Origin of the sequence: Micromonospora sp. NPDC047187 (assembly GCF_040643355.1) — a bacterium.
GTDB lineage: Bacteria > Actinomycetota > Actinomycetes > Mycobacteriales > Micromonosporaceae > Micromonospora > Micromonospora salmantinae.
Window position 1 is genome coordinate 46570 of record NZ_JBEYUF010000004.1, and the last position, 11422, is coordinate 57991.

9 protein-coding genes are annotated in these 11422 nt (G+C 73.1%); 7 read left to right on the plus strand and 2 right to left on the minus strand.

Annotated features, from left to right (window positions below):
* Positions 1-145 precede the first annotated feature (145 nt).
* The 3 genes from ABZ794_RS09430 to ABZ794_RS09440 are packed head-to-tail and all read left to right on the plus strand — an operon-like array spanning position 146 to position 4929.
* Entirely contained in the window at positions 146-1966 is a 1821-nt protein-coding gene (locus ABZ794_RS09430; RefSeq protein ID WP_357515004.1) for an ABC transporter, read from the plus strand.
* Positions 1963-3648: a GTPase gene (locus tag ABZ794_RS09435; RefSeq protein WP_357515006.1), complete on the plus strand. Its 1686-nt coding sequence runs from the start codon at positions 1963-1965 to the stop codon at positions 3646-3648. Before ABZ794_RS09430 ends, ABZ794_RS09435 begins: the two co-directional genes overlap by 4 nt.
* Before the next feature lie 57 nt (positions 3649-3705).
* The gene (locus tag ABZ794_RS09440; protein ID WP_210783005.1) at positions 3706-4929 is read left to right on the plus strand and encodes a hypothetical protein; all 1224 of its coding nucleotides are present in this window, start codon (positions 3706-3708) and stop codon (positions 4927-4929) included.
* Between the two features lie 96 nt (positions 4930-5025).
* Here ABZ794_RS09440 and ABZ794_RS09445 read toward each other — a convergent pair whose 3' ends face one another.
* On the minus strand, positions 5026-5649 hold the full coding sequence (locus tag ABZ794_RS09445) for a phosphatase PAP2 family protein (protein WP_210783007.1): 624 nt from the start codon (positions 5647-5649) through the stop codon (positions 5026-5028).
* 65 nt (positions 5650-5714) lie between these two features.
* Positions 5715-6542 (minus strand): hypothetical protein, encoded by an 828-nt coding sequence (locus tag ABZ794_RS09450; protein ID WP_357515009.1) that lies wholly within the window; start codon positions 6540-6542, stop codon positions 5715-5717.
* Between the two features lie 596 nt (positions 6543-7138).
* Between ABZ794_RS09450 and pdhA the strand changes: the two genes are divergently transcribed.
* From pdhA to ABZ794_RS09470, 4 genes are all read left to right on the plus strand, one after another.
* Positions 7139-8314, plus strand: a complete 1176-nt coding sequence (pdhA, locus tag ABZ794_RS09455) for a pyruvate dehydrogenase (acetyl-transferring) E1 component subunit alpha (protein ID WP_210783011.1) — start codon at positions 7139-7141, stop codon at positions 8312-8314.
* Positions 8314-9303 (plus strand): alpha-ketoacid dehydrogenase subunit beta, encoded by a 990-nt coding sequence (locus ABZ794_RS09460; RefSeq protein ID WP_210783013.1) that lies wholly within the window; start codon positions 8314-8316, stop codon positions 9301-9303. Before pdhA ends, ABZ794_RS09460 begins: the two co-directional genes overlap by 1 nt.
* The gene (locus tag ABZ794_RS09465) at positions 9300-10754 is read left to right on the plus strand and encodes a dihydrolipoamide acetyltransferase family protein (protein WP_238689467.1); all 1455 of its coding nucleotides are present in this window, start codon (positions 9300-9302) and stop codon (positions 10752-10754) included. The genes ABZ794_RS09460 and ABZ794_RS09465 overlap by 4 nt, the downstream gene beginning before the upstream one ends.
* A 218-nt stretch (positions 10755-10972) precedes the next feature.
* Complete coding sequence (locus ABZ794_RS09470) at positions 10973-11110, plus strand: hypothetical protein (RefSeq protein ID WP_165435866.1); 138 nt, start codon at positions 10973-10975, stop codon at positions 11108-11110.
* The last annotated feature ends 312 nt before the right edge of the window (positions 11111-11422 follow it).

The window sequence follows — 11422 nt, forward strand, 5'->3', positions numbered from 1 at the left end:
CGGGCCCCACCACAAGTTGAGTGAACTTGACTCAATAGTGCCACGCGTTGGCCAATCGTCAAGTTGACTTGAGTCAACCCGACGCAACCCAGCCGTTATTACCGTCCGGTTGTCTTCCCTTGCATCGGTCGGGCACGCTTTAGCGGTGACGACGCACGGCGATCCCGCCACCCGTTCCGGTGCGCCCGCCGTCGCAGCCCGCACCGACCCGCCGGACGCCGCGGAGGAGCCGCCCGCCACCACCGGGGACGACAGCCTCCCCGGCGCACTGTCGGGTCTCCGGGAGGCGATCGGCGCGACCCGGTATCCCCTCGCGCTGCCCTCCGCCAACTCTGCCCGGCACAGCGCCACCGCACTCACCGACCAACTCGACGACTACCTGCTGCCCCGGCTCGCCCGGTTGGACGCCCCACTGCTCGTGGTCGTCGGCGGCTCCACCGGCGCGGGTAAGTCGACCCTGGTCAACAGCCTGGTCAAGGCCCGGGTCAGCGCCGCCGGCGTGCTCCGGCCGACCACCCGCTCCCCGGTGCTGGTCTGCAACCCGTCCGACGCGGCCTGGTTTCGGCAGGGTGACCTCCTGCCCGGGCTGACCCGCACCACCGAGCCGAGCGACGATCCGCGCGCCCTGCACCTGGTCACCGCCCCGGCCCTGCCCGCCGGGCTGGCCTTCCTCGACGCGCCCGACATCGACTCGGTAGTCGACGCCAACCGGGCGCTCGCCACCCAACTGCTGGCCGCCGCCGATCTGTGGCTCTTCGTCACCACCGCCGCCCGGTACGCCGACGCGGTGCCCTGGGAGCTGCTGCGCAGTGCCCGGGCGCGCGGCGCGGTGATCGCCATGGTGCTGGACCGGGTGCCCGCCGAGGCCACCGACGAGATCGCCGCGCACCTGACCGAGATGCTCGCCGAGCAGGGCCTCGGCCGGGCGCCGCTGTTCGTGTTGCCCGAGACCTGGGTCGACGGCCAGGGGCTGCTGCCCGAGGGAGTCACCGCCCCACTGGCCGACTGGTTCGCCCGGTTGGCCGCCGACGTGGACGCGCGGGCGGCGGTGGTCCGCCAGACCCTCGACGGGGCGCTGGCCGCACTCCACCCCGCCGTGGAGGATCTGGCCGACGCCGCCGACGAGCAGCTCGCCGCCGCCGACGGGCTGGACGAACGGGTCCGGGCCGCGTACCGGGGTGCCGAGCGCACCGTCGAGCAGGGGCTCCAGGACGGCCGGCTGCTCCGGGGTGAGGTGCTCGCCCGCTGGCAGGAGTTCGTCGGCACCGGCGAGCTGTTCCGCACGCTGGAGGCACGGATCGGACGCCTCCGGGACCGGGTGGTGGCCGCCGTCACCGGTCGACCGGCGCCCGCCGTCGAGCTGCGCAACGCCATCGAGTCGCAACTGGTGACGCTGCTGCGCGGGGTGGCCTCGGAGGCCGCCGAGTCCGCGTACACCGGGTGGAAGGCACATCCGGCCGGCGCCGGGCTGCTCGACCCGGCGCTCGCCCACCCGAGCGACGACCTGCCCGAACGCGCCGAGCGCATGGTCCGGAACTGGCAGCGCGGAGTGCTGGAACTGGTCCGGGTCGAGGGCGGTGACAAGCGGTTCGTGGCCCGCACCGCCGCGTACGCGGTGAACGCCACCGGGCTGGCCGTGATGATCGCCGTCTTCGCCTCCACCGCGTTCATCCCGACCGGGCTGGAGCTTGCCACCGGGGCCGGCACCACTGTCGCCGCGCAGGCCGTCCTCCAGGCGATCTTCGGCGACCAGGCGGTGCGTACCCTCGCCGCCAAGGCCCGCGCCGACCTGCTGGACCGGGTGCGGACGCTGCTCGACGCGGAGGCGGACCGCTTCTTGAGCCGCACCGCCGACGCCCGCCCCGCCGAGGACGCCGGCGACGGGCTGCGCCGGGCCGCCGGCCGGGTCGAGCTGGCCCGGCACCGCAGCGGCCTGTCCGCCGCCGACGAGGAGGGTTCCCGGTGAGCAACATCGCCGGCCGGGTACGCGAGGTGTTCCGCGGGGATCAGCGGGTCGACGCCGACGCGCTGATCGCCCGCCTGGACGCGGTACGCCGGTTCCTGACCGCCGTGGACGGTCTGCTGCCGGACGCCGACCTGGTGCCCGCGCACACAGTGGTCGAACGGGCCGGCGCCCGGCTCGCGCTGTCCCGGGACCACACAGTGGTCGCCCTGGCCGGTGCCACGGGCAGCGGCAAGTCCAGCCTGTTCAACGCGTTGGCCCAACTGGAACTCTCGCCGGTCGGGGTCCGTCGGCCGACCACCGGCGTCACCCACGCCTGCGTGTGGGGGCCGCTGGAGGGCGCCAACCATCTGCTCGACTGGATCGGCGTACTGCCCCGACACCGCTTCGTCCGGGAGAGCGCCCTGGACGCGGACGACGAGACGGCCCTGCACGGGCTGATCCTGCTCGACCTGCCCGACTTCGACTCGGTGCAGCGATCGCACCGGCTCGAGGTGGACCGACTCCTGGGCCTTGTCGACCAGGTGGTCTGGGTGGTCGACCCACAGAAGTACGCCGACCGGGTCATCCACGACAGCTACCTGCGCGAGTTCCACAGGCACCGCGAGGTCACGCTGGTCGTGCTCAACCAGGCCGACCGGCTGCCCCCGGTCGAGGTACCCCGGGTCCTGGACGACCTGCGTCGGCTGCTCGACACGGACGGGTTGACCGGGGTGCCCCTGCTGGCCACCACCGCCATCGATCCGGCCGGGATGGTCGGGCTGCGCAGTGCGCTGGAGCGCACCGTCGCCGAGCGGCAGGCCGCGTTGCGCCGGCTCGCGGGTGACGTCGACACGGTCGTCGCCGGCCTGGACGAGCTGGTCGGTTCGGCCCGGCCTGCGGGCGGGCCGGACGACACCGCCGTCAACGGGCTGAACCGGGCGTTGGCCGGGGCGGCCGGGGTGCCAGCGGTGACCGAGGCCGTGGAACGGGCGTACCGGCACCGGGCCGGCGCGGCCACCGGCTGGCCCGTGGTCCGGGGCTGGCGGCGGTTGCGACCCGACCCGCTGCGTCGGCTGCACCTGCCCGGCCCGACCGGCGACCAGGCCGACCCGGCGGAGAGCCTGGTCGCGGCCACCTCGGTACCGGACCCGACGGCCGCCCAACGCTCGGCGCTCGGCCTCGCCATCCGCGCGGTGGCCGACCGGGCCGCCGCCGACCTGCCCGCCGCCTGGCCCGGCGCGGTGACCTCCGCCGCCCGGTCCCGCCTCGGCGACCTGCCGGACGCCCTGGATCGCACGATCGCCGGCACCGACCTCGGCCTCGACCGTCGCCCGCTGTGGTGGCGAATCGTCGGCGGTGTGCAGTGGTTGGTCACCCTCGCCGCCGTGGTCGGGCTGGGCTGGCTGGTGCTCGGCTACGCGCTGCGGGCGCTCGGCCTGCCCGCGCTGGACAACCCGATGGTCGGCCAGGTGCCGCTGCCGACAGTGCTGCTGCTCGGCGGCCTGCTGGCCGGGCTGCTCGTGGCGGCGCTGACCCGGCCGGTGGTGCGCTGGGCCGCCCGGCGCGCCCGGGCCCGCGCCGACCAGCGGCTGACGGCGCGGGTCGCCCAGGTGGGCGACGAGTACGTGCTGACACCGGTACGGATCGTGCTCGGCTCGTACGAGGAGGCACGCGACGCGCTGCGGGACGCCGCACGCCGCTGACGCTCCGCACGGCTCGCTACCGCTCTGCGTACGCCTCCGGCGGCGTAGGGTCGGAGCATGGCCACGCCTCAGACCCCCTACGACGCGGTGCTGCACGCCGCACGCGACGTGACCAAGCTGGAGTCCGCCCTCGACGCCGAGATGCTCGGCAGCGCCCTGCTGGGCAGTGTCTACGCGATCGCGGAGACCGACCGCGACGCCGCCGTACGGGAGTTCGTCACCGGCTTTCTCGCCGCCACCGCACGCCGCAGGATCGCGGCGGCGACCACCATCCGGCAGGTCTTCGCCACGCTTGTCCCGACCGCCGAGGGTGCCGATCGGGTGCGCCCGGGCAGCCAGGCGCCCACCTGGACGGCCCAGCTCGGCCGGGTGCACCTAACCGGCACCTGGGCGTACGGCGACGTGTACGGCGACCAGACCTCCTACCTCGCGACCTTCGCCTACGACGACGAGTCCGGCGGCTCGGAGCACGCGCTGGTGGCCCTGGTGGACCACAACATCGGGATCACCAAGGACATCTTCGTGGGCGGGCCGGCCGAACGGATCCTGGACCAGGTCCGGCAGATGTGCGCCGACGACGAGTTGACCTGGTTCCGGGCCGAAGATCCAGCCCGGTTCCGGGGCGAGGTGGCTCGCCATCTTGCGGTCACCGACGACCTGGGCGAGTTGCCCGGCGAGGGGTCACTCGCCACCGACCGAGCGTTGGTCGGGGCCCGGCTGGCGACGCTGCCCATCGCGGCCGTTCCGACCGGTCCGGCGGAGGTCGAGCCGCTCTCCGCGGCCGAACGCACCGACCTGGTCCGGCGGTTCCTCGCCGCGCCGGAGGCGGCCCGCTTCGGGCTGGACGCCGTCGACGGCCCGGAGTTGGCCTCCCTGCACTTCTGCCTGAGCCTGCTGCTGGACCACTCGGCGAGCTTCCCGGACGCCGATCCGATGCGCTGGAGTCCGGCGGTGTCCGGGCTCTTCCTGCTCGACTGGGTGCACCGCCGGGCCGTGCTGGACATGGACGACGCGGCGATGCTTCCCCGGGTGCTGCGGGCCTGGGCGCGGTACGCGTCGCGCCAGCGCGGGCTGCCCGAGGCGGCGGCGACGCGCACCGACGAGGCGATCGAGGAGATGGTGCCGGAGTTCGCCCGCCTCTACTCGACCGGTGAGCGGCGCAGCGCTGCCACCGCTGCGGTGGCGCAGCTGATGGCCGACGGGGTGGACCCGGACGACCCGGCCGCGCTGGACGCGTGGATCGAGGCGAACCGCCACCGCCTCGCCGACGACGGCGCCTGACGGCGTCCCAGGGTGGGCGGCCACGCGCCGCCCGCCCTCGGCCCGGCCGGCGTCGCCCGCCAGGGCTGAGCGGCACGCCGCCCGCCCTGGATCGGGCTAGCGCAGCGGTCCGAAGATCGCCGCGGCGATCAGGGCGCCGAGCGCACCTCCGGTCAGCACCTGCGCCAGCGTGTGGTCTTTCAGCCGTACCCGGGACCAGCCGACCACCGCCAGCAGCGGTGCGGCGGCGACCAGCAGGGTCCCGAAGGTCAGCATCAGGATGACCAGCGTGCCGGCGGCCACCGCCGAGTGGATCGACATCTTCCACCAGTGGCTGACCGACACGGCCACGACGAGGCCGACGAGGCCGGCCACCGCCAGTGCCAGCACCGGGCGGGGTGCGCCGAGCACGGCGAGCAGGGCGAGCCCCGCCGCTACCGAACCGAGGCCGACCAGCAGCGGCGCCCGGCGCTGCTCCCGGCGGCCGACGTGGTGGTCGGTGAGCCGGCCACGGCGTACGCCGCCGACGATGTAGGCGAACGGGATGCCGGTGACGAACAGAGTGGCGAGCAGACCCCAGACGAGGCCCTGACCGGGACGGCTGGCGCTGTGCCAGCTCACCGTGATGATCAGCAGTGACACGAGCACCGCCGGGGCGGTCACCTCGGTGACCAGCCGGGCGATCCGCAACCCCGGGCCGGGCCGGGTGGTGACCGGGCGGGGTTCCGCACCGCCGCCCACGCCACCCCCTCCGGTACGCGCCTACCGCCGAGCGCCGCCGTCGCCGGACAGGCCGCGCCTGATCGTCACCGTACCGTCGGCGACACCGCGGGGTACGTCGGTCCGGCCAGTGGCGCCGGGCTGACGCTGGGCGTCGAGGCGACGGCCGACGGCGACGGGATCGCCGGGCTGGGTCGGCGGGTCGGTACCGCGGGCGGCGTGGGTGTGGGAGCCGGCACGGACCGGGTGCTGGTCGGCACGGCGGTCGCTGTCGCGTCGTCGGTCGGTGTGGGTGTCGGCTCCAGGGTGGGCGTCGGGTCCACCGTCAGGGTCGGAGTCGGATCGGGGTCGGCCGAGCCGGTCGGGTCCGGACCCGGCGAGTCGGTCGGGTCCGGGTCCGGCGGATCGGTCGGGTCCGGATCCGGCGGATCGGTCGGGTCCGGATCCGGCGGATCGGTCGGGTCCGGATCCGGCGGATCGGTCGGGTCGGGGTCGGTCGGCGGTGGCGGAGCGACGGGCGGGGGCACCGGCGGCGAGGTGCTCCGCGGGGGTCTCGGTGCCACCGGCGGGGCGGTCGTCCACCGGGCGGGCCCGGGATCGGCAGCGGCGGGCCCTTCCCGTGGACGCGACGGGGCGGCCGGCAGCCAGCCGCTGGTCGGGCCGACGCTGGGTGTACCGAGCGGGGAAAGCGGTGGTTGGCTGGTCATCGGCATTGGGATCACCACCGGCCCGACGGACGGGGTCGGCATGAACGGGGTGCTGCTGTCCGGTAGTGCGGTGCTGCCCGGGGTGGCCGAGCCCGCGCTGATCGCGGCGAGGATGGGCATCGACGCCGTGCCGGCCAGCAACGCGACGGTGAGCAGGTAACCGCGGGAGGGGCCACCGGCGCCGGGGGCCCGGTGGACACCGACCATCCGGCGGTAGCCGCCGGTTGACCGGTGCCTACCAAGCGCTGGTGTGCCGGGACCGTCACCTGGCTCGTACACCGCACACCCCTAGTCGTCGGCCGTCGGAGGACATGAATGGGCGCCACCGGGGCAAGAAACCCGACAAATAACCCGATAGGCGCGATCCTGCGGGAATCAGCCTCGCGCAGTCACGGTGGGTCAGCCAACCTCCACCGCGTGTCGACACGCAGTGCTGCCCGAACGGTGACGAATCGTGCCGCAACGCATGGGAGACGCGGGCCGGCATGATGGCGACAAACGGCGTCAAAGCAGGGGCGGTCGGATTGCGGAGGCAGGCGTACTGTGGGCGCGCTCACCTGCTCTGCGAATATGGAGCACGACGGCAACGCAGCCGTGACCTCCGCGCACCCTCGCGGCAGGCGCGGTTGAGCGCCGGCGCTCCCGATCCGGGTTCGGCCAGAACCCGGATCACGCCGTGCGGCAACCCCCACCGGGGCTAGGCGCGGCCGCCAGGAACCGGTCCGGCAGCAGCCGGGCAGGCGCACGAGTTGCGCGGCCGGGTGACCCCCCGGTGCCGACGCAGACACGACAGGGAGAGACCGATGGCAAAGGGCGACCCCGGGGGCACCACCCGCAGCAGGCGGGCCGCACCCCGCTCCAAAAAGGGCGCGGCCGGCGACCCCGCGCTGGTGCAGCTCCTCACCCCCGAAGGCGAGCGGATCGACAGCGCCACCGGGCCGGACGGCACCGAGTACCGCGTCGACTTCACCGACGAGGAATACCGCGGTCTCTACCGCGACCTGGTGCTGGTCCGGAAGCTGGACGCCGAGGCGACCGCTCTCCAGCGCCAGGGCGAGCTGGGCCTGTGGGCCAGCCTGCTCGGCCAGGAAGCCGCCCAGGTCGGCTCCGGGCGGGCGCTGCGTACCCAGGACATGGCCTTCCCGACCTACCGGGAGCACGGCGTCCTCTACTGCCGGGGCATCGACCCGATCATGCCGCTCGGCCTGTTCCGCGGCGTCGACCAGGGCGGCTGGGACCCGAACGAGTTCAAGTTCAACATGTACACGATCGTCATCGGGGCGCAGACCCTGCACGCGACCGGCTACGCGATGGGGATCACCATCGACGGCAAGACCGGCACCGACGACGGCGAGGCGGCGATCGCCTACTTCGGCGACGGCGCCACCAGCCAGGGCGACGTGAACGAGGCGTTCGTCTGGGCCAGCGTGTTCAACGCGCCGCTGGTCTTCTTCTGCCAGAACAACCAGTACGCGATCTCCGAGCCGCTGGAGCGGCAGACCCGTGTCCCGCTCTACCAGCGGGCCGCCGGCTTCGGCTTCCCCGGCGTACGGGTGGACGGCAACGACGTGCTCGCCACGTACGCGGTCACCCGCACCGCGCTGGACAACGCCCGCCTCGGGCAGGGCCCGAGCCTGATCGAGGCGTACACCTACCGGATGGGCGCACACACCACCTCCGACGACCCGACCCGCTACCGCATCGCCAGCGAGGTCGAGGCGTGGCAGGCCAAGGACCCGATCGCCCGGGTCAAGGCATTCCTGGAGAAGCAGCAGATCGCCGACGCGGGCTTCTTCGCCGAGGTCGACGAGCAGGCCCGCCGCGAGTCGGTGCACCTGCGCGAGCGGGTCCTGGAGATGCCGGACCCGGAGCCGGTGACGATGTTCGACCACGTCTACCCCAACGGGTCTCCGCTGCTCGACGAGCAGCGCGCGAAGTTCAGCCGCTACATGGAGTCGTTCGAGGGGAGCGCCCACTGATGGCCACGGAGACGCTCACCATCGGAAAGGCCCTCAACACCGGTCTGCGCCGCGCCCTGGAGAACGACCCCAAGGTCATCATCATGGGCGAGGACGTCGGCAAGCTCGGCGGCGTCTTCCGGATCACCGACGGTCTCCAGAAGGACTTCGGCGACCAGCGGGTGATCGACACCCCGTTGGCCGAGTCCGGCATCATCGGCACCGCTGTCGGTCTGGCCATCCGCGGCTACCGGCCGGTCTGCGAGATCCAGTTCGACGGCTTCGTCTACCCCGCGTACGACCAGATCGTGTCGCAGGTGGCGAAGATGCACTACCGCTCGGGCGGCCGGCTCAGCATCCCCATGGTGATCCGGATCCCGTTCGGCGGCGGCATCGGCGCGGTCGAGCACCACTCCGAGTCGCCGGAGGCGTACTTCGCGCACACCGCCGGCCTGAAGGTGGTGACCTGCGCCAACCCGCAGGACGCGTACGTGATGATCCAGCAGGCCATCGCCTCGGACGACCCGATCGTCTTCCTGGAGCCCAAGCGGCGCTACTGGGAGAAGGGCCAGGTCGACCTGGACGCGCCGCTGTCCGACGCGTACCCCCTGCACTCGGCCCGGGTCGTGCGGCCCGGCACCGACGTCACCGTGTTGGCCTACGGCCCGATGGTGCGGACCTGCCTGGAGGCGGCGACCGCCGCCGCCGAGGACGGCCGGGAGTTGGAGGTCATCGACCTGCGCTCGCTCTCGCCGCTGGACCTGACGGCGGCGTACGAGTCGGTGAAGCGCACCGGCCGTGTGGTCGTGGTGCACGAGGCACCGTCCAACATCGGCCTCGGCGCCGAGTTGGCCGCCCGGATCACCGAGGAGTGCTTCTACTCCCTGGAGTCGCCGGTGCTGCGGGTGACCGGCTTCGACATCCCCTACCCGGCCGCCCGGGTGGAGGAGGAGTTCCTGCCCGACCTCGACCGGGTGCTCGACGCTGTCGACCGCACCTTCGGCTGGTGAGCGACATGTCCCGGATCAAGACGTTCAACCTGCCCGACCTGGGCGAGGGGCTGACCGAGGGCGAGATCCTGGCCTGGCTGGTCAAGGTCGGCGACACCATCGAGTTGAACCAGCCGATCGTCGAGGTGGAGACGGCGAAGGCGGCCGTGGAGATCCCGGCGAAGTGGGCCGGCCAGGTCCAGGCGATCCACCACCCGGAGGGCACCACTGTCGAGGTCGGTACGCCGATCATCGCTATCGACACCGACCCGGGCGCCGGGCCGCTGGACGCGCCGTCGACCACTGCCACGCCCAGCGGTGACCTGCCCACCCCGTCTGCGGCCTCGCTGGCGGCGGTGCAGGTGGCACCGGCCGAGGGCATGGTCGAGCCCGGCCTGATCGGTGGGGCGGCCCCGGGCGGGCGGACGGCGGTGCTGGTCGGCTACGGCCCGCGTACCACCGCCGCGAAGCGCCGCCCCCGCAAGGGCGCGGTCCCGGCGCAGGCCGTGGCGGCTCCCGCACCGGCGGCGCCGACTCCGCCACCGGTGGTCGCGCCGGCCCAGAACGGGCGGGCCGCGACGGCGACCGGCGGGGTGCTGGCCAAGCCGCCGGTGCGCAAGCTCGCCAAGGATCTCGGGGTAGACCTCGGCACGTTGACCGGGTCGGGGCCGCTCGGCTCGATCACCCGGGAGGACGTGCAGCAGGCGGCGAGTGGTGCGAGCGTTGTGGTTGCCGAGCCGATCGCGGCGACGACAGCGCCCAGCTTCGGCGCGGACCGGGAGCAGCGCATCCCGGTCAAGGGCGTCCGCAAGCTGACCGCCGAGAACATGTCCCGCTCGGCGTTCACCGCCCCGCACGTGACGGAGTTCCTGACCGTCGACGTGACCCGGGCGATGAAGGCCCTGGACCGGCTGCGCGGCCGGCGGGAGTGGCGCGACGTACGGGTCTCGCCGCTGCTGCTGGTGGCGAAGGCGGTGCTGCTGGCGGTGCAACGGCACCCGATGGTCAATTCGACCTGGGCGGGCGACGAGATCGTGGTCAAGGAGTACGTCAACCTCGGCATCGCGGCGGCCACCGAGCGCGGTCTGATCGTGCCGAACGTCAAGGACGCCGGCCGACTCTCGCTGCGGGAGTTGGCGGACGCGCTGACCGACCTGGTGCAGACGGCGAAGTCCGGCCGCACCTCGCCGGCGGCCATGTCCGGCGGCACCCTGACCATCACCAACGTCGGCGTGTTCGGGGTGGACACCGGCACGCCGATCCTGCCGCCGGGCGAGTCCGCGATCCTGGCCTTCGGCGCGGTGCGGGAGATGCCCTGGGTGCACAAGGGCAAGGTCAAGGTTCGCCAGGTCACCACGCTGGGGCTGAGCTTCGACCACCGGATCATCGATGGTGAGCTGGGCTCGAAGTTCCTGCGGGACGTCGGCGACTTCCTCACGGATCCGGAGGCGGCGCTGCTCGCCTGGACCTGATCGTCTCGAACGCCAGCCACGGCCGGTGTGCCACGGGTTAACGCCCGGCACACCGGCCGTGTCCGTTGGGCAACGGAACCGTCGGCCAGATGGCTTGTTGACCTTTGATTGTTAGGCAGGTGTCTCAGCTCACCTAATAATCGATGGAATTTCGCCGGCTTCTGCTGTTGAATAGACGTATCAGGGGCTGACAACCGAATAGCTAGGGGGACCCACCAATGAGCATGATCGAGCGAATCCGCAACCACCGCGACGCGACCCGCCGCGCCCGTGCCATCGAGCACGCGCTGCGCTCCGCGAACTCGCCGGCGGTCCGCGAGGAAATCCTCGTCATCGCCCAGCGTCACATGAGCTGACGCTCCACGACATTCCTCACCTCCTCCAGATCGATGGCCCACCCGGCCCACCGGGTGGGCCATCGGCGTTTCCCAACCACCACCACCGGGATTCCGCCCTGCCGCAGCGCCCGGTACGGTGGGCTTCGGTCGCCGCCCGCCGACCCGGCAGAGGCCGAGCCGACAAAACTGCTCGACATCAACCGGCCACGGTGAGTGACGACCAGTGCTCCTTGGACGTGCCGTGCCAACACCCGATACCGTGCGGGGAGCCGGCACAGCGGTACGCCGGTGACGCCGGCAGCCACGCCGAGGAGACCGATCGGCACCGGC

Bases quoted from the DNA above. Each gene is read 5' to 3' on its own strand.
- pdhA (WP_210783011.1), top strand. From the start codon at position 7,139: ATGGCAAAGGGCGACCCCGGGGGCACCACCCGCAGCAGGCGGGCCGCA.
- ABZ794_RS09450 (WP_357515009.1), bottom strand. From the start codon at position 6,542: ATGGTCGGTGTCCACCGGGCCCCCGGCGCCGGTGGCCCCTCCCGCGGT.
- ABZ794_RS09470 (WP_165435866.1), top strand. From the start codon at position 10,973: ATGAGCATGATCGAGCGAATCCGCAACCACCGCGACGCGACCCGCCGC.
- ABZ794_RS09440 (WP_210783005.1), top strand. From the start codon at position 3,706: ATGGCCACGCCTCAGACCCCCTACGACGCGGTGCTGCACGCCGCACGC.
- ABZ794_RS09460 (WP_210783013.1), top strand. From the start codon at position 8,314: ATGGCCACGGAGACGCTCACCATCGGAAAGGCCCTCAACACCGGTCTG.